This window comes from Coleofasciculus sp. C1-SOL-03 (genome assembly GCF_040220555.1).
In the GTDB taxonomy this organism is placed as follows: domain Bacteria; phylum Cyanobacteriota; class Cyanobacteriia; order Cyanobacteriales; family Coleofasciculaceae; genus Coleofasciculus.
Genome location: NZ_JAVJUO010000189.1, coordinates 1 through 17,915, shown reverse-complemented (window position 1 = coordinate 17,915; position 17,915 = coordinate 1). Strand labels below are relative to the sequence as shown.

15 protein-coding genes and 1 tRNA gene are annotated in these 17,915 nt (G+C 48.2%); 12 read left to right on the top strand and 4 right to left on the bottom strand.

Annotated elements, in window-relative coordinates:
* Positions 1-724: CHAT domain-containing protein (locus RIE73_RS29015; protein WP_446404468.1), on the top strand; the 724-nt coding region annotated here is incomplete at its 5' end.
* Positions 725-953: 229 nt separating this feature from the next.
* Here RIE73_RS29015 and RIE73_RS29010 read toward each other — a convergent pair.
* A complete protein-coding gene (locus RIE73_RS29010) occupies positions 954-1,151 on the bottom strand; it encodes a hypothetical protein (protein WP_446404467.1) in 198 nt (65 codons plus the stop codon).
* Between the two features lie 129 nt (positions 1,152-1,280).
* On the opposite strand from RIE73_RS29010, the gene RIE73_RS29005 reads away from it, so the two are divergent.
* The 3 genes from RIE73_RS29005 (at position 1,281) to RIE73_RS28995 (ending at position 7,356) form a co-directional block, all read left to right on the top strand.
* The gene (locus RIE73_RS29005; RefSeq protein WP_446404466.1) at positions 1,281-2,609 is read left to right on the top strand and encodes a ribulose bisphosphate carboxylase small subunit; all 1,329 of its coding nucleotides are present in this window, start codon (positions 1,281-1,283) and stop codon (positions 2,607-2,609) included.
* Between the two features lie 432 nt (positions 2,610-3,041).
* Complete coding sequence (locus tag RIE73_RS29000; RefSeq protein ID WP_446404465.1) at positions 3,042-5,282, top strand: transglycosylase domain-containing protein; 2,241 nt, start codon at positions 3,042-3,044, stop codon at positions 5,280-5,282.
* 550 nt (positions 5,283-5,832) lie between these two features.
* Positions 5,833-7,356, top strand: coding sequence for a dolichyl-phosphate-mannose--protein mannosyltransferase (locus RIE73_RS28995; protein ID WP_446404469.1), 1,524 nt, complete (start codon positions 5,833-5,835; stop codon positions 7,354-7,356).
* A 52-nt stretch (positions 7,357-7,408) separates the two neighbouring features.
* Here RIE73_RS28995 and RIE73_RS28990 read toward each other — a convergent pair whose 3' ends face one another.
* From RIE73_RS28990 to iscB, 3 genes are all read right to left on the bottom strand, one after another.
* Positions 7,409-8,848 carry a DUF4335 domain-containing protein gene (locus RIE73_RS28990; protein ID WP_446404464.1) on the bottom strand — a complete coding sequence of 480 codons (1,440 nt, stop codon included), beginning with the start codon at positions 8,846-8,848 and terminating at the stop codon, positions 7,409-7,411.
* A gap of 63 nt (positions 8,849-8,911) precedes the next feature.
* Entirely contained in the window at positions 8,912-9,541 is a 630-nt protein-coding gene (locus tag RIE73_RS28985) for a DUF3038 domain-containing protein (RefSeq protein ID WP_446404463.1), read from the bottom strand.
* 44 nt (positions 9,542-9,585) lie between these two features.
* Positions 9,586-10,923 (bottom strand): RNA-guided endonuclease IscB, encoded by a 1,338-nt coding sequence (gene iscB / locus RIE73_RS28980; protein WP_044209413.1) that lies wholly within the window; start codon positions 10,921-10,923, stop codon positions 9,586-9,588.
* A 621-nt stretch (positions 10,924-11,544) separates the two neighbouring features.
* Between iscB and RIE73_RS28975 the strand changes: the two genes are divergently transcribed.
* The 8 genes from RIE73_RS28975 (at position 11,545) to RIE73_RS28940 (ending at position 17,748) form a co-directional block, all read left to right on the top strand.
* Positions 11,545-12,063 carry an adenine phosphoribosyltransferase gene (locus RIE73_RS28975; protein WP_446404462.1) on the top strand — a complete coding sequence of 173 codons (519 nt, stop codon included), beginning with the start codon at positions 11,545-11,547 and terminating at the stop codon, positions 12,061-12,063.
* Between the two features lie 50 nt (positions 12,064-12,113).
* On the top strand, positions 12,114-13,178 hold the full coding sequence (locus RIE73_RS28970; RefSeq protein WP_446404461.1) for an ABC transporter permease: 1,065 nt from the start codon (positions 12,114-12,116) through the stop codon (positions 13,176-13,178).
* 187 nt (positions 13,179-13,365) lie between these two features.
* Positions 13,366-13,662, top strand: a complete 297-nt coding sequence (locus RIE73_RS28965; RefSeq protein ID WP_446404460.1) for a hypothetical protein — start codon at positions 13,366-13,368, stop codon at positions 13,660-13,662.
* 271 nt (positions 13,663-13,933) lie between these two features.
* Positions 13,934-15,805 carry an alpha/beta hydrolase gene (locus tag RIE73_RS28960; protein WP_446404459.1) on the top strand — a complete coding sequence of 624 codons (1,872 nt, stop codon included), beginning with the start codon at positions 13,934-13,936 and terminating at the stop codon, positions 15,803-15,805.
* 364 nt (positions 15,806-16,169) lie between these two features.
* A tRNA-Phe gene (locus tag RIE73_RS28955) sits at positions 16,170-16,242 on the top strand.
* Positions 16,243-16,368: 126 nt separating this feature from the next.
* Positions 16,369-16,704 carry a hypothetical protein gene (locus RIE73_RS28950; protein WP_446404458.1) on the top strand — a complete coding sequence of 112 codons (336 nt, stop codon included), beginning with the start codon at positions 16,369-16,371 and terminating at the stop codon, positions 16,702-16,704.
* A gap of 154 nt (positions 16,705-16,858) precedes the next feature.
* Positions 16,859-17,212 (top strand): YtxH domain-containing protein, encoded by a 354-nt coding sequence (locus RIE73_RS28945; RefSeq protein ID WP_006103589.1) that lies wholly within the window; start codon positions 16,859-16,861, stop codon positions 17,210-17,212.
* An 11-nt stretch (positions 17,213-17,223) separates the two neighbouring features.
* Positions 17,224-17,748: a DUF948 domain-containing protein gene (locus tag RIE73_RS28940; protein WP_446404457.1), complete on the top strand. Its 525-nt coding sequence runs from the start codon at positions 17,224-17,226 to the stop codon at positions 17,746-17,748.
* Positions 17,749-17,915: the final 167 nt, after the last annotated feature.

Genomic DNA, 17,915 nt, shown 5'->3' with positions numbered 1-17,915 from the left:
CACCCGCCGCCTGGGAGCAAGCATCGCCCAACTCCTCAACATCTCCCCCTACTTCGGGAAAGACGCCCTCGTCTCTCACCTCACCCAATGCCAATCCCCAGAACTCCTATTAATCGCCACCCACGGCTATTTCTCCAAATCAATCCAAAACCCCTCAACCTCCCATCCCGAAGACCCAATGTTACGTTCCGCCCTCGCCTTTGCGGGCGCGAACCGTTGGCTAGACGGCAAACCCTTACCCGCCGCCGCTGAAAAAGGCATGGTATTCGCCCAAGACATCGCCGCCCTTGACCTCTGGGAAACGGAACTCGCTATCCTCTCCGCCTGCCAAACTGGAATCGGGGATGTCAAACTCGGTGAAGGAGTGTTCGGCTTGCGTCGCGCCTTTGCCATAGCCGGAACCAAAACCTTAATCATGAGCCTTTGGTCAGTTCCCGATCGCGCGACGGCTTTGTTGATGAATCGCTTCTTATCCAATCTGCGTCAGGGTTTAGGGCGACGTGTAGCATTAAAAGAGGCTCAAGATTATATTCGCACAATTACAGTTAAACAGTTACAGCAATCTGAATTAGGGTGTAGCATCTTAGCGGAATTAGAGAAAGCATTACCCCAGACTCGACAATTACATCCCACCGATCAACCCCTCGCCCATCCTTACTTCTGGGGCGCTTGGATTTGCCAGGGAGAGACAAAAGGGGTGCAGCTAAGTCGGTGGACACCATAAAAGTTAACGGTATAGATCGTCATTTGTCATTTGTGAAGGTTTGAGGTTGAAGGGGTGACAAGGGACGTGAACGATAAGCTGGGTGTGGGGTGTAAGGGTTAGGGTGTCGGGAAGATAAACGATTAGATGGGATATTTTTCGGGTCAGTTCTGGCAATTCGGGATCAAAAATAAATGTAGGACTTAAGCACACAAGCCATTTAGGGTAAGGACACGATAATATCGTGTCCCTACAGGTAGCTTGAAGAATCAACCTCCTTCTGTTTCCCTACACCCGACACCCGACACCCGACACCCGACACCCAACACCCGACACCCGACACCCGACACCCAACACCCGACACCCGACACCCGACACCCGACACCCGACACCCGACACCCGACACCCGACACCCGACACCCGACACCCGACACCCCACACCCCACACCCTGTCTCCTTTTTCGCTATCTTGTCACGCCTTGAGGGGTTGAGGACTACTTACCCGCCTTTAATCACTCCTAACCCTCAAAGTTCGGTAATATCAAAGACTAGCGATCGCACAACGACCTCTCAATTTATGACCTACTACATCGCGCCCAGCTTCCGGGATAAACTAGCGGTTCACATCACCAAAAACTATCTAGAATTAGAAGGAGTCCGGGTTCCTCTGATTCTGGGTATTCATGGACGCAAAGGAGAAGGCAAATCCTTCCAATGCGAGTTAGTCTTTGAACAAATGGGGATTGGTGTCATCCATATCTCTGGCGGTGAACTGGAAAGTCCGGATGCAGGTGATCCGGCGCGTCTGATTCGTCTGCGTTATCGAGAAGCCGCCGAAATGATTAAGGTGCAGGGGAAAATGTGCGCCTTGATGATTAATGACTTAGATGCAGGGGTGGGACGTTTTGACAGCGCGACTCAATACACGGTCAATACTCAACTCGTCAGCGCCACATTAATGAATATTGCCGATCATCCCACCGATGTGCAACTTCCTGGAAGTTATGACGCCACTCCCCTGCATCGCGTCCCGATTATTGTCACCGGGAATGACTTCTCCACCCTTTATGCGCCGTTAATTCGAGACGGTCGTATGGAAAAATATTACTGGGAACCGAGTCGAGAGGAACGCATTGGTATTGTTGGCGGGATTTTCGCTACCGATGGACTATCACGACGAGACATTGAACAACTGGTGGATCAGTTTCCTAATCAAGCCATTGACTTTTTCAGCGCCTTGCGATCGCGGATTTATGATCAACAGATTCTCCACTTTATCCATGATGTCGGACTCGATCAAGTGTCCTTTCGCGTGGTTCGCAGTACCGAAGCACCGCCGGAATTTGAAAAGCCGAATTTTGAACTATCTCACTTAATCGAATTCGGTCAGGTGATGATTGGCGAACAAAGACAAGTTGAACAGACGGGATTAGTTCGAGAATATAATAAGGCACTGCGGGAAAGTCCTGCGATTGAGTTACCGCCAGCACAGCAAATCACAGGTCAAAATAACACCCAGACGCACAGACAGGGAAACGGTTTAGCAGAAGAACCCCATACCCTTAATCAAGGATCAGCCAATCAAGCCACTACTGAGAATAGAGCTAACCTTAAGACACCTCCGCCGTTAGAACTGATCGCGTCCATAGATTTAGATATCCAGCAGCAGATCCGCGAACTCTTAGCCCAAGGGTATCGTCTCAGTTTAGAGTATGCCAATGAGCGACGTTTTCGCACCAATGCCTGGAAAAGCGGCGGCACATTCCAAGGAAATGAAGCATCAGAGGTGATTTTGGCTTTAGCTGAACGCCTTGCGGAGCATAATAACGAATATGTGCGGTTAATTGGCATTGACCCCAACGCCAAGCGGCGAATTCTGGAAAAGGTTATTCAGCGACCGCGTTAGGATGGGGGAACCCTTTACGACCTTTGAGGGCATGATTTGTAGGGGCGGGTTTATGTGCTTTCGTTTCGCTATTGATGATAACCTGACTTCAAACCCGCCCTTTCTAAATGTAGAGGTGGGTTTCACTACTATAGTTTCTCCCTCACCCGGATGCGACTAAACCCGCCCCAACCTAGGTATAAGGGCGGGTTTTGTTGATCACTTATTGGTGACAAACCCATTGAATGGCTAAACCCGCCCCTACAATTGACTTAATTCCCCATCTCCCAGCTTCCCTCACTCCATCCTCCCTCAGACACGCTAAATTGTAATGTAGAAGTTCTCAGGCAACGGATAGATAGGTTTAACTCTCCCGAACAAGGTGATGAACGACGAACAATGAACCATGAACACTAAACCAGGAAAAAAACACCCGATCTAATCAACTAGGATATGAATTCTCCCAAACCTCCCCAACCGCCGAAAACTATTCTGGGTCAGTTGACTCAGGCAGTTCAGACGATTCAAGCTAGAGTTAACTTTGAAGCCCTAGCGCTGAAGCCGAATGCCAAAGTTCCAGAACTGTGGGTGCAAGATGCGGGTGCGGATAAGGCGGAAGTCTACCCCCTATTAGGCGATCGCTATTTGCTGGGACGCAGTTCTAAATCCTGCGATATTGTGGTGCGAAATCCAGTGGTGAGTCAGGTTCATTTGTCTTTGGAACGCTATGGGCGATCGGGCAGAACCTTTATTATTAAAGATGAAAATTCAACCAATGGTATTTATCGAGGTAAACGCCGCCTACCGTCCTTAGCTTTGCGCCATGGGGATATTCTCACCATTGGTCCACCGGAATTAGCCGCCTCGGTTAAACTGCAATATGTTGATCCGCCACCTTGGTATATTCTCGCTATTCGTTACAGCCTCTATGGGGTGGGTGGATTAACGGCATTAATTGCTTTAATTATTGGTATTGAATGGTTAAAAGTCCCAGTCCGACCCCTACCCGTTGGGGTTCAAGGACCCGTTGTCGTCTATTCTCGTGACCAGGTGCCTTTGCGTCAACCGCGTACTGAGGTTCACCGAGAACTGAAACGGTTATCGGATTTTTCCCCCTATCTCCCTAAAGCTTTAGTCGCTTCGGAAGATAGCCGCTATTATTGGCATTTTGGTGTCGATCCCTATGGCATTTTGCGGGCATTAGTCCGGAATATTCGGGGGGGTGGAATTAAAGAAGGGGCAAGTACGATTAGTCAACAGGTGGCTCGCAGTTTGTTTACCGAATATGTCGGGCGAGATAATAGTGCCGCCCGGAAACTGCGGGAAGCGATTGTGGCACTGAAACTGGAGACATTTTACAGTAAAGATGAGATTTTAAGGACATATTTAAACCGCATCTATCTAGGGGTAGAAGCGTATGGGTTTGAAGATGCTGCCCAATTTTATTTTGATAAATCGGCACAAGAGTTAACCCTTTCCGAAGCCGCGACTCTGGTGGCAATTTTGCCAGCACCGAATAGTTATAATCCAGTGCAGGATTATGATACCGCCTTGGCGTTGCGAAATCGGGTAATTAACCGGATGCGGGCAATGGGGATGATTAGTGATGAGGAAGCCAAACGAGCCAGGCGATCGCGCATTGAGGTGAGTCCGAAAGCCCGGGAATTCCTGAATAGCACCAAAGCTCCCTATTTCTATAATTACGTGTTTGAGGAACTGCGGGATCTGCTGGGTGCGGAGTTGGCGCAAGAAGGCAACTTTATTGTCGAAACCAGTCTCGATTTACCGACTCAGGCGAAGGCGCAATCAGAACTACGTAATTTTGTCAATACCACGGGAAGCCAATTACGCTTTTCTCAAGGGGCGATGGTTACTCTAAATACCACCGATAGCTCAATCCGAGCGATGGTGGGAGGTGTGGATTACCAAGAAAGTCAGTTTAATCGGGCAACCCAAGCCCAACGACAACCCGGTTCAACCTTTAAACTATTTGAATACGCCGCCGCCTTAGACCAAGGAATTCCACCGGGAAAAACCTACTCCTGCGCCCCAGCTTATGGTTTACGTGGGTGTGAACGTTCCGGGGGTTCGGTGAATATGTACACGGGGTTGGCGCAATCAGAAAACGTGGTTGCGGTGCGGGTAGCAATGGATGCCGGATTAGGGAATGTGATTGAAACGGCGCGACGATTAGGGATTCGCTCAAAGCTTGATCCGGTTCCCCGCTTGGCAATTGGACAAAGTGAAGTGAATGTGTTAGAGATTACCGGGTCTTATAGCGCGATCGCGAATAATGGGGTGTGGAATCGTCCCCATGGAATTAAACGGATTCTCGATAGTGGGGATTGTGTTGATCAGAATGATCCGCAAACCTGTCGGGTGATCTATGACTTTGCCGAAAATGGGGAAGGGGGGGTTCAAGCGGTAGCCCCTGCGGTTGCTCGGACGATGACCACAATGTTGCGGGGGGTGGTGCAAAATGGCACAGGCGGTTCCGCCGCGATCGGATTTGGAGAAGCGGGGAAAACCGGAACCACTGACCGTAATGTTGATTTGTGGTTTATTGGTTTTATTCCCAGTCGGGAGTTAGTCACCGGGGTTTGGTTAGGCAATGATGATAACTCGCCCACGCGGGGAAGTAGCGCCCAAGCTGCACAGTTGTGGGGTCGTTATATGCGGGATGTGGTGCAGTAATTAGGAATTGTGGTAGTGGGGGTAGGGAGATGGGGGAGATGGGGGAGATGGGGAAAGCAATGTAGAGACGTGCCATGGCACGTCTGGAAGCTGGGGAAGATGAGTAAGTTAAGTAGAATGCCACTGACTTTAGAGTTTGTAGTAAGCGCTGTCTTCGCTTCTGGCACGCTTCGTGCCTACTACGAACCCAGCTTAAGTCAGTGACATTCAAGTTAAGTAGGTGGAGACAATTAAAGTTAACAGTGGGGAACTCGCTTCCCTTGAAAAGCAAGCTACGTTTATGTAAGGGTTTGAGGGCTGTTTACATCACTTAATATAGTTGAGTTTATTTCCACCAACCTACTTATTGCCGCTGACCTACTTAACTCAAAACTCTACCTTCCCTGATAACTGTTCCCTGTTCCCTGTTCCCTGTTCCCTGTTCCCTGTTCCCTGTTCCCTGTTCCCTGATAACTGTTCCCTGTTCCCTGTTCCCTGTTCCCTGTTCCCTGTTCCCTGTTCCCTGTTTCCTGTTCCGGTTTGTGCAGCAGACCCGAATTCGAGTGGTTTCATGATTAGAGACTATAAATTATATCACCTATCAAAGTATTGGTTTTATATTGGATTAACCGCTATTTTTTTCGCCTCAGCCCTGCTGCGATTTTGGGGATTAGGTCGATTTAATGCGCTGGTATTTGATGAGGTGTATTACGCCAAATTTGCTAATAATTATTTAACCGGAACAGACTTTTTTAATGCTCACCCCCCCTTAAGCCAATATATTATTGCGATCGCGATGTGGTTGGGGTCTCATTTTCCTTGGGATCAACAGACTATGAACGGTTTAGCAGGTTCACTGCGATCGACCTGGAGTTATCGTTGGCTGAATGCACTCACAGGTTCATTTATCCCCCTAGTTGTCGCCGGAATTGCCTATCAGCTTAATCGGCGTCGCAGCTATGCTTTAATCGCCGCCCTGTTAGCTGGGGCGGATGGTCTATTTTTAGTTGAGTCCCGCTACGCTCTGAATAATGTCTATTTGGTTATTTTAGGATTATTGGGGAATTTGTGTTGGTTAATCGCCCTGCGTCAATCTCAGTCAAAACGCTGGACATATCTGGCATTATCGGGAGCTTTTTTGGGCGCATCTGCCTGTATTAAATGGAATGGTTTATGGTTTTTATTTGGAGTGTATCTCCTTTGGGGGATGGCGTGGCTGCTTCAGTGGAGAAGTCATTCAAAAGATAAAAATTCGGTTGGGGCGGGTTTAGTTGCATCTGGATCAAAAAGAGACGATAGCCGTAAAACCCGCTTCGACAAACTCAATCCTCAACAGTCAACACTTAAAACTCCTCTGGTTAATCTAACTCAAATAAACATAATTCAATTTTTAGTCAATTTTGCCCTAATTCCGGCATTGACGTATAGCTTACTCTGGATTCCCCACCTAATTATGAATCCTCAACCTGGATTCTGGGACGCCCACTATAAAATTTTGACGTTTCACGAAAAAATCGGTAGCGGACCAGAGGTTCATCCCTACTGTTCTAAATGGTACACTTGGCTAATTATGTTCCGACCTGTGGCGTACTTTTACCAAACCGCCCAGAGTACAAGGGAACAAGTCCCCGCCTACCCCCCGTTACCCAAGGGATATGGTCAGGTCATTTATGATGTCCACGCTATGGGAAATCCTATCCTGTGGTGGCTGTCAACCTCAGCCATTTTATTATTACTGTTGTTATTACTACAGCGTCTTTGGTCAGGAATGCGGGGATATTTTCCGCCGACAACGGTCAATTATATTAGTCTCTATTTAGGTCTTAACTGGCTGGCTCAGTTACTCCCTTGGATCGGCGTCAGTCGCTGTACATTTTTATACCATTATATGGGGGCTTCTGTGTTTTCGGGATTAGGGTTAGCTTGGCTGATTGACCGTTGGCTACATCGAGAAGAAGAGTCTTGGCAAATTGCGGCGATAACGGTGATCAGTTTAATTTTGTTGGCATTTGTCTTTTGGTTACCGATTTATTTAGGATTACCGTTATCTGCTGAGGGTCATCAACTGCGAATGTGGTTCCGTTCTTGGATATGAATCCATCGTCCAGACGTGCCATGGCACGTCTCTACTTCCCCAACTCATCTGATCAGAATCCCCGTAAGGGACTCACTTCCAGCACGCCATTCGGCTTAAACACCACCTGAAACTGAGCCAAGGGTTTGTCGGGAACAAATCCGGTTTCTCCACTGCCAATACCAGCCGCTTCTGGGTTGGCTAATTCTGCCAAAGGGGTTTCCTCGACATAATCCCAAGCCGGTTGATTGGTTGGTTCGTAGTCAGCAACGGTACCATCTTCGGTGATAGCCACTCGGTAATTTAATGGCTTTTGGGATAAGGGTGTTCCTTGCCAACGTTCGTTTAAGGTGTCGTAGAGTTGGTTATTTAATCGTCTCAGTATCCTGCGATCGGTAATTTCGGGTCCTAAACCTGGTTCTCCTTGATAGCCTTGCCAAGGACTAATTTGCAACACACCGCCTGGGGTAAATACCACTCGGAACAGAGCAAAGGTTTCTCGGCTTGCTGTACCGCCGTCTGTGGGAATATAGCTCAACTCCGGTAAAGGCGTGTTTTGAGCACTATCAATCGGCGTATCCTCAACAGGTTTATACCCGAGAATTTCTCCGTCTCCGCCAACCGTAATCTGATACTCTAAATTCTGACTTAACCCTTCCCGGTCATCCCACTCTTGATTGAGTTCTCTATACAGATAACGCTTTAAATAACTCAACTCCGTTGGATTGGTAATCTCTCGACTGGAGGTTAATTCGTTTTCCAGTTCCGCCGCTGACGGGGGACTTGAGGTGGGAGTTGGCGTCACCTGACCCGGGCTATCTGGGCTTGGGGAGGTTGTTTCCGTAACCTCAGACTCAGAGGCTGGCTTGGGCGGACGCACTTCTGGGACAGGTACCAAGAATAACGCCAACGCGGCGACAGCTAAACTCGTCACCCCGATCGCAGCAGGTGCGTTTCTTTGGGTGACGGATTTGTCAGCTTGGCGATACCGTCGGGAAATCGCTTGTAAGGGTACAGTTAGATCGGGCAACGTGCGTTGATCCGCCTGGAACTGATCGATCGCCTCAACTAAATCAAAGAGCTGTACTGTGGTTAAATCAAGCTGTACAGGGTTGTTACCATCCATCCCTCCCCCAGCCGCCCCAGATGCGCTATGGGAATCAGCGGGAACACCCGAAACTGCCTCGGCGGGTTGCCCCACCATTAAACGGTGCAAGTTTTTATCCGGAAGTGATTGTAACTGCACCAACGGCGGTTTAGCGCCATCAAGTTGGGGGTGAGGGACATGACTCAAAAATTCTTGAGCATACCGACTGACTGACTGAACTAGGTTCTCAAAAAAATCTCGTCCGCCGCTAATGGGCTGCGGTTGACCCATAAAACGGCATTCTGCATTAACCAGAATCGTCATCAGTGGGCGAGCATCAAGCTGGTCTCCCCCTGCGGTTGTATCACTTAATCCCTCTAGGATCAGCGTACAGTTGGGTAAACTGTACTGGCGTCGAATTGTCATCGTTTTTTCCTTATGGAACCCACCATTATAGCTACGGACGCTCTCAACTCTAGTTTGGATCGTTCATCCAACTTCCCCATCAAACAAACTCATCCAAAATCGCTGCATACCAGAGGTTCCCGTACAAAACAGCAACTGCGCTAACAGCGACAAGGCTAGCTCATTTAACTTTTCATCATCTGTATTGTAGACAGAGACCTTTGCCCGTCGTTTATTCATCCGGCTGCGGAAATGAGCCCGGAACCGCTCTAGATAAGAGGACAAGCGAAAATGTTGTTCGATGGGAACCTGCTTTTGACTCAGTTGTTCGTAAGCCAGAAGCAGTTGGCGAATTACAACCGTCATCCGGCGAGCCAGATAACTGGCGATAATTACCAAGGCTTTCGCTTCTTCTAGGTTCAGCGGACGGCGCGTGTGAGAGCGTCGTAAGGGATTAGTGCAGCGTAGACGCCAAAGAACCACACGATTGTTGATAATATCCTGTAGTTCTAGCTGCTTAGCGACTAGCAGCATCGCCTCAGACCCCCCTAGTTCCAGCGCTTCAATGGCAAGTAAAATCAGGTCAATCTGCTGCCGACTTCGCGACGGGCATCCCCGATCTGAGATACCAGGATCGGGTAAATTATCTAAAATAACGGGATGGGATGGGGCATCAGGACTGTTTGTCGGCATTACGCTTACAGAAAGAATCATTGAAAATTGGGGTTGGTAAGGGAACTAATGGAAACCACTGTCATTTATGTATGGGGAGGAATTCGTCCCCTTACATAAACAGCAGTCCGACAGGACTTCCGAGAGAAAGTGTATTGGTATCCATCCTTCCCTTGTACACGACTGCAATATTTGTGGCTAATGCCTTGGACTAAGCCATTGGGTGTTGCAATGTTGAAACTACCTGTAGTTCGTACAGCAATACGACCCATGTAAGTTCCTATCTTTTTGCCTTTAGTGACAATCGCTTTGACGATATCACCAGTCTGAAAACCATGAACAAATTTGCTCCTAGGGACATAACGTACAGGAAAGCCGTACTTGTCAGTGCGACACACCTTCCGAGTACCATGACCTGTAGCAGTGATGATTAGCGGCTTATCTATCAACACCTGTAATTTGTCTGGGGTTGATTGACCGACACAGGCAGCATCCAGCCAATGAGTTTTGGGTAACTCTTGACGGGTTCGGTTAAACTTTGTCCTACCACCAGTTCCGGTTTCTACAGGTAGACCTGTTTCAGACAAAGCCCGATACAGCGTCCATCGGGTTGAGTTAACTGCTGCTGCGTCCTTGAGGGGACACTTTCCTAGCGATAAAACCTTTTTAAGCAGGTCAGGCTTACGAGAAAGGAATTGTTCAATAGGCTTGTTTCCCTTTCTCTGATTGCACTTAACACAAGACAAAGTAAGATTGCTAACTCGGTTACTCCCTCCCTTAGATTTGGGATGAATATGTTCGACCTGCAGGGAGACACCTTCAATGCCACAGTAAACACATTGCCGCCCCCATTTGGTTAAGAGATATTGCCGCACCTCGTACCCAGCTAGTTCACCCTGTTGATACTCTATGCCAGATATTTCTGGGTTTTGTATTAGTTGAGTGTCAAAGTTAACCAACTCCATTGATATGGCGGTAATTGGGCAAAAACGTCTCAATCGATTAACCCATGTCAGAGTGGTGTCTACTCGATGCTGGAGACTAGGAGCCAGCCAACCATCGGCGCGATTACGATTGTTGAATCGGGGCTTACGATAACGGGTATGTCGATTCCGTCTCCCTCGCCGTAGGGCACGGCGAGACTCTAGGGACTGTTTAATTGAGTAGCCGCGATGATTTAATTCGGCTGCCCAAATTATTGTGTTGTCCTTGAGGATAGAAATACCCGTTGTCCTGCTACCAGGATCTAACTTGAGTCGATACTCTTGTTGATTATCACAATCCTCCTCCACATTTTTGAGCATGATGGTAAATGGATAGCGTCGCAGTACGACGGCTTTTCCTTCTTTGAGAAACTTCCTTGCCCGTGCCGGATGACATGGGTTGAGAGGTTTTCTGTTTTTGTCTACAACTAGAACAAACATGAGTTGATTATCTCCTGTTTCCAGGGTAAAGTTTGCCTCGAAGTGGTTATTGGGCGGTACTTTATCCAACACACTGGCTTAACCCTTGTACACCTGTTTAATGCTGGATTTCGAGAGCTACAGGCTGGCACGCACCCGTAGGTCGGAACTTTAACGCTTCCCCATAACGGCTACCAGATTACTCTGGTCTTCTGGTCAGGTATGGGCTAAATTCCAAGCCCCCAGCTTGTAGCTGTGGGGTTCCTGACTGAATCTAAGTAGCGATTGTAGTTGAACTTGTCTTCTATACAGAAATAATTTCCAATTAAATTAGAGATTATGTGGAATACCTGACTTTTTTATCTCAGCATTTGTGCCGTTGACCAAAATTGAGCAATTGTCATCATTGAATGGTGGCTGGATTGGATCGCCGCCCAGAATTATGGGTATTGGCTAGACAGTGTCCGGAATAGCTTATCTCCTCATCGTTCAACCTCTGAACTTCTAGTGTACGATTTGGCTGGTAGTCAATGGCAACTCACTGACCCACCCTTTCCGATGCGATCATGGCACAATAACTCCCAATCGGTCTCCTGCCTTGATTAAATTGTTAAACCCTTTGCTCAAGAACCTTATCTACCTATGGATTTAAAGTTACTGATTCGGGATATCCCCGATTTTCCCAAACCTGGAATCGTGTTTCGGGATATCACCCCCCTGCTGCGCCACCCAGAGGGACTACGCTACACGATTGACCTCTTGGCTCAAACCTGTAAACAGGCGGGACTCACGCCCGATTATGTTGTCGGTATCGAATCCCGTGGCTTTATTTTTGGTCCTCCCCTTGCCTATCAACTCGGCGCTGGGTTTATCCCTGTGCGTAAACCCGGTAAACTCCCCGCTGCTGTCCATACCATTGAGTATGAACTCGAATATGGTATGGATCGCTTAGAAGTTCATCAAGATGCCTTTGATTCCGGTTGCCGTATTCTGATTGCCGATGATTTAATCGCCACTGGAGGCACAGCCGCCGCGACTGCCAAGCTGGTGCAAACGATTGGCTGTGAACTGGTGGGCTTTAGTTTTATCATCGAACTAAGGGATTTACAGGGGCGTCAGAAGCTGCCTGATGTACCGATTGTTACCTTGGTTGAGTATTAGGCAGTAGTGATTGGTGATTGGTTCCGTTCTTCAATTCAAACAAAACACCCATGACTTCTTCAACACAGGATTCTTCAACTCGTCAGGGCTTAGATGAGGCATGGACGGGGTTTCTACGGATTGTCACCAGTGAGACGTTTCTCTACATCGTTAAACGTCTCCTGCAAGCCTTATTAACTCTATTGCTGGCATCGGCGCTTAGTTTTGCCATCATTCAATTGTCACCAGGGAATTACTTGGACACCCTGCGGCAAAATCCCAAGATTTCCCCAGAACGGATTGAGGAACTCCGACAGCAATTTGGCTTGGATCAACCAGCCTACAAGCAATATTGGCGCTGGCTGGTGCGAGTGGTGACTCAAGGAGATTTCGGTGAGAGTTTTGTTTATTTTCGTTCCGTATCGTCTCTACTCTGGGAACGTATCCCCGCCACCTTATTGCTTGCCATTTCCTCGATTATCGTCACTTGGGCGATCGCGATTCCGCTAGGAATTATTGCCGCTGTCAAACAAAGCCGCTTTACCGATCGCGCGTTACAGGTGATTAGTTATACCGGTCAAGGCTTTCCTAGCTTTATTACTGCTTTGGTGCTGCTGATTATCGCCCAATACACTTCACCGCTGTTTCCGGTGGGGGGTATGACCAGTATTAATCATGCCGATTTGTCTCCCATTGGTAAAGTCCTAGATATTGGATGGCACATGATTTTACCCACTCTTGCCCTCTCGATCACCAGTTTTGCTGGACTGCAACGGATTACACGCGGGGCAATGTTGGATGTTTTGCGGCAAGATTATATCCAAACCGCCCGTGCTAAGGGACTTCCGGAAAATCGGGTCATCTATGTCCATGCTTTACGGAATGCGGTGAATCCCCTGATCACTATCCTGGGTTTTGAATTTGCTAGTTTGTTAAGTGGTGCGTTTATTGCCGAATTTTTCTTTAATTGGCCCGGTTTGGGGCGGTTGACGTTACAAGCGGTCACGGCTAAAGATACCTATCTGGTGATGGCAGCCTTGATGATGGCGGCGGTGATGCTGATTGTCGGTAACTTACTTGCTGATTTGCTGCTCAAATTTGTTGACCCACGCATTCGCCTAGAAAATCTCAAATAATTCATCAGAAGTCAAACCTATCAATTAGGGGTAGGTTTAGGGGCGGGTTTAGCCCCATCTGGGTGGAGAAAAAAAGGATAGTCGTGAAACCCGCCCCTACAGAAGGAATGACGAATGACGTAGCTTGCTTCTCAAGGGAAGCGAGTATGACGAATGACAAAGGACCAATGACGAATGACCAATCAAAATGTTTAGCCAAATCTATTACTTAATTCTTTCTCGAGTTGATGGTCGTTATCTGGCTGCCCAGCCTACCGCAAGGGATCGTGAGATGGGGGCGGGCTACTTATTGATGTTTCGCGAACGGTTTGAAGCCCTCAGCTATCTGAATACCCACGCGGCTGATCTAAGCGATCGCTTTGCCGTTGAGTCGGTTTCCGGAACCCAGTTAAAGGGATTACTCCAACGCTGGGGATTTCATGGGGTAGGGATTGTACAAGATCCATTGATTCCCAAAATAGAGTTTCTATCTTACGGAGGGTGACATCAAGTTTTTCTAAGGATAAGTATTCTCCCCAGATTCTCAACACAATCATTGAAGATTACACCAAATTCTATCTTTAGATGAGCGATAAGACTGATGTCATTAGTCCACAATGAATGAAGATACGATCACTCAACCCATACCCTGACAATCATCATATGTATTTTTTAGCGGTAGCAGAAACAAGCTCAGGGAAACTTATCCATACGGTTTTGGGTCGCTTGAATAGCAACTCTTTATCTTCAATCTACCCCAGTCAAATCAGTACATTATGACGTTTCAAGGTAATCGGTTTGATCGCAAAGACTCTCGGCGTCCTCAACCTAGAAAAGCAGTGAAGCCCAGAGGGTTAATCCAGAAACTTAAACACCACATTTTTTTATTCGGTGTAGCAATTTCCTGGGGAATTGCCACTCCGTTGAATGCGGCGGAACGAGTCACCCTACAATTAGGACCATTTCAGCAATCGGTGGAAATCGCGGATCTAGAGGAATGGGCGCAGACAGGGGAGTTACCGCCGACTCTCAAACCCTACCGTTCCTTACTCACCCCCCAAGTGCAGCAGGTACTCAACAGACGCCTGCAACTTGACCCGAATCTGGCGGAGAAATTTATCAATGATGTGCTGCTGTCCACCGATGGCGCCCGCTTACTGGATCAAATCGGTCGGGTACTCCCGGATAGCAGTCTGGATCAGTTAAAATCAGCTCTGTTTTTAGCCGCACGCCAAGCGAATGGATTGTCGGTGCTAAGTTTTTTAAGAGCTTACCCAGAGGAAACGGTCACAATCAATGCCTCATCCGCGATCGCGATCGTGCTGCAAATGAATCTGCCTTATTTGCAATCTCAAGTGGTTAATCCGATCCTAGAACAGGAACTCACCGTTGCGGATACGCCAACGTTTACGGCTGACCTTGATCCGACAGTGACGGGGTATCAATATGTCCGAGAACGCACCCTGAGGCTACGAGATCGCGATCGCGATCGGTCTATTCCTGTCGATGTTTACTGGGTGGGGAATACGTCAGGACCGTTAGTGGTTCTCTCCCACGGTTTTGGGTCTGACCGCAAATTTTTAACCTACCTAGCGCGTCATCTGGCGTCGAATGGGTTAACCGTTGTGGCGATAGAACATCCTGGTAGTAATTTTAGCTGGCTCACTGGGGTGTCTCTGAGCAGTAACCTGGGGGAGGTGTTACCCGCATCGGAGTTTATTGACCGTCCTCAAGATGTCAGCTTTGTCTTGGATCAGCTGGCGCGAATTAATCAAGGCTACGGACCGTTACGGGGCAAATTAAATACGGAACAAGTTACCGTTATTGGTCACTCCCTAGGCGGCTACACCGCTTTAGCCTTAGCGGGCGGACAACTCGACCTAGAGGAATTGCGGGAGTTTTGTCAAAAGCGTAGTCCTCTAGAACGTTCCCCGGCTGACTGGTTTCAATGTTCCGCCACAGACTTACAGGACGACAATATACAGTTACGCGATCAGCGGGTGGTTCAGGTGATGGCTCTCAATGCCGTTACTGGACACTTATTTGGTAGTACGGGTCTAGCGGATGTAAAAATTCCCACGTTGCTGCTAACGGGAACCGATGACGCGATTACGCCCTCTGTGGAACACCAACTTCGAGCTTTTGATCAGTTAAGCGGATCGAAGTATCTGATGGTGGCGCTGGGGGGGACTCACTTAAGTGTCACCGATCGCGCTAGTCTCAATCAAGCTGTAACCAGCAGTACCTTGGTGCGGGAACTCACAGATAAAGAAGCAGAACCCCTGCGTCGGCTGTTTCGAGGGGTGAGTTTAGCCTTCATTAAACAGCTCACGCCTGAAGCCCAACGCTATAAACCCTTTTTGACGCCAGCTTACGCCCAATCGCTTTCCACTCCTAGCTTATCCCTACGCCTGAGTACTCAACTCCCGCCCAGCTTAACCACTTGGTTTCAAGTGTTAAACGTGAGTCACCAGAAAATTGCCATCCGCTTCCCTCACCTTAATCAAGAGGCGATCGGCAAGCTTTTTTCACCCTTTGCCAACTCTTCCCAGGTTATGACCCAGACTGATTGCTGCACAGGACCACTCAACCAGATTTTTACGAATTTCATGAATACCTACAATCGGCGTTTGACGGGCATTAGCTAGCCGCGTTTATTCCTTGACATTTGAACTAAACCGTGTTATCGAGGGATCTGCCTGGACTGGCGCTCTCGGAAATTTCCGACAAGGGACAAATCTAGTGCAGCGCGGCTTCAAATACTAACCAGTTAACAAGCTGCTTAAAAGCAGCTACCTTATGTTCCTCATAGCCATCTGCCATGGAGCCTTCGGACTTCTGCCTTCTTGTACGAGTTGCTCAATTGTCAGTTGTTGGTATATAATCAAATAATGCCAATATTCAAATATTCAACACCCAAACAACAGAGTAGGCTAAATCACATTTATTTCTGATCAGGCTTGCCAACACCAGGTTAAGTTTGCTACCTTAGTTAAGCGCAAAGGATAACAAGCCGGGATAGCTCAGTCGGTAGAGCAGGGGACTGAAAATCCCCGTGTCGGCGGTTCAAGTCCGCCTCCTGGCATTCCTAATAGCTGATTCTATTACTATATAGATTTGGGTAGAGCGTGAAACGGTTAATATCCTAGAGTTAATCGATTTTGCATCTGTTTGATATTGAGCCGATCCGTTCCTTTCCCAATATCAAAACATGGTAACCGTTGTTGTCATTTTCAATCTGCTGATATCGCTGTTAGGTTTTTATATAGCGTGGCGGATTTGGAAACTACGACGGGTGCTAGGGGCAGCGGCTGATATTGTTGCCAGAGCTGAACGAAGTACTTATCAGGTTTTACATGGCGCTCCCCAAGCTATCTCTAAAGGGCAAATCGGTGTCCACGGCTTAAAAAAACGCTATCAGCAGTTAGAGTTTCAGTTACAACGAGTACAACGGGTTTTGATGGTATTGGGGTTCATCCAAAAAACCTATCGCTCTAGGCGACGCCGTCGGGGAAAGCGATCGCCCGCAAAAAGTCCAAAACTCTGAACCTTACGCTAATTGTCCCCCTTTATGTTAAAAGGGAGCTATCAAGAACATAAGCGAGCTGCCATCTGCGTTCTTGAGCAGAGTTGTCAGGGATTTCTCATCAAATTCCCTGAGCCAATCTGCCTAAAATTGGTGTAAGCATAGAAAGCAAACGATGTCAAAAAAGAGTGCTGGAGTATTTATTGGGGGTTTAGTCGTGGGAGGTGTGATTGGCACCCTCACCGGATTGCTGATTGCCCCGCGTTCAGGGCGGGATACGCGACGGTTGTTAAAAAAATCGACAGATGCCCTACCGGATTTAGCCGAAGATCTATCAACAACTGTACAATTACAAGCCGATCGCCTTTCCGAATCAGCCCTACGCAACTGGGATGGAACCTTAACCCGCCTGCGAGATGCGATCGCGGCGGGACAAGAGGCTTCCGCCAGAACACGAGACGAACTAAACTCGACTCAATCGGACGTGGCGAGTGAATCACCCGCGTCCGTTTCTGATCATCAAGTGTAGGCAACCTGTCGGTGATTGATCCTCTATTTTGGCTCGGACTCTCTATTTTATTAGTCGCGGTTAGCTTAACAGCTGTTTTAGTGGCAGCATTACCCGCGCTGCAAGAATTAGCACGGGCAGCCCGTAGTGTGGAAAAATTAGCAGATACGCTGCGGCGGGAATTACCGCCGACATTAGAGTCGATTCGCCTGACGGGTTTAGAAATTAGTGACTTGAGTAACGATATGAATGACGGCGTTAAAAGCGCTGGTCAAGTCGTGCAACAAGTTGATCAAAGTATCAAAGGTGCGAAAAATCAGGCGAAACAAGCCCAAATCGGCACTCGTAGTGTTGTCGCGGGTGTGAAAGCGGCTTGGAAAACCTGGAGAAACCCTGGGGTGAGTCGTCGTTCCCCTGACCGCTTACCCGCCTCAGAACGCAAGGCTGTTGATTTGCAACAACAGGATACAGATCCGGATAGGGTTGAGCAGGAGTACGAGCGATATGAGGAAATTCAGGATAATGCTCCTGTTTCTCGGCAGGAGGGTGATGGTTGAGGGGAGCAGAGGGAGCTGGGGGAGCGGGGCTCACAAGGGTAGGTTTTTTAAGATGGGGGTTTAGGTAAGACTTAGAAGACAGGTAGACCAGTAGACAAGGAAGAGTGAGAACGGAAAATAGGGCGTTTCGGCTTTTAGAAGTGAGTTTGACCGAACCTAATTTTGTA

Coding starts and splice junctions, on each gene's coding strand:
- RIE73_RS29005 (WP_446404466.1), top strand. CDS start 1,281: ATGACCTACTACATCGCGCCCAGCTTCCGGGATAAACTAGCGGTTCAC.
- RIE73_RS29000 (WP_446404465.1), top strand. CDS start 3,042: ATGAATTCTCCCAAACCTCCCCAACCGCCGAAAACTATTCTGGGTCAG.
- RIE73_RS28995 (WP_446404469.1), top strand. CDS start 5,833: ATGATTAGAGACTATAAATTATATCACCTATCAAAGTATTGGTTTTAT.
- RIE73_RS28990 (WP_446404464.1), bottom strand. CDS start 8,848: ATGACAATTCGACGCCAGTACAGTTTACCCAACTGTACGCTGATCCTA.
- RIE73_RS28985 (WP_446404463.1), bottom strand. CDS start 9,541: ATGATTCTTTCTGTAAGCGTAATGCCGACAAACAGTCCTGATGCCCCA.
- iscB (WP_044209413.1), bottom strand. CDS start 10,923: ATGTTTGTTCTAGTTGTAGACAAAAACAGAAAACCTCTCAACCCATGT.
- RIE73_RS28975 (WP_446404462.1), top strand. CDS start 11,545: ATGGATTTAAAGTTACTGATTCGGGATATCCCCGATTTTCCCAAACCT.
- RIE73_RS28970 (WP_446404461.1), top strand. CDS start 12,114: ATGACTTCTTCAACACAGGATTCTTCAACTCGTCAGGGCTTAGATGAG.
- RIE73_RS28965 (WP_446404460.1), top strand. CDS start 13,366: ATGTTTAGCCAAATCTATTACTTAATTCTTTCTCGAGTTGATGGTCGT.
- RIE73_RS28960 (WP_446404459.1), top strand. CDS start 13,934: ATGACGTTTCAAGGTAATCGGTTTGATCGCAAAGACTCTCGGCGTCCT.
- RIE73_RS28950 (WP_446404458.1), top strand. CDS start 16,369: ATGGTAACCGTTGTTGTCATTTTCAATCTGCTGATATCGCTGTTAGGT.
- RIE73_RS28945 (WP_006103589.1), top strand. CDS start 16,859: ATGTCAAAAAAGAGTGCTGGAGTATTTATTGGGGGTTTAGTCGTGGGA.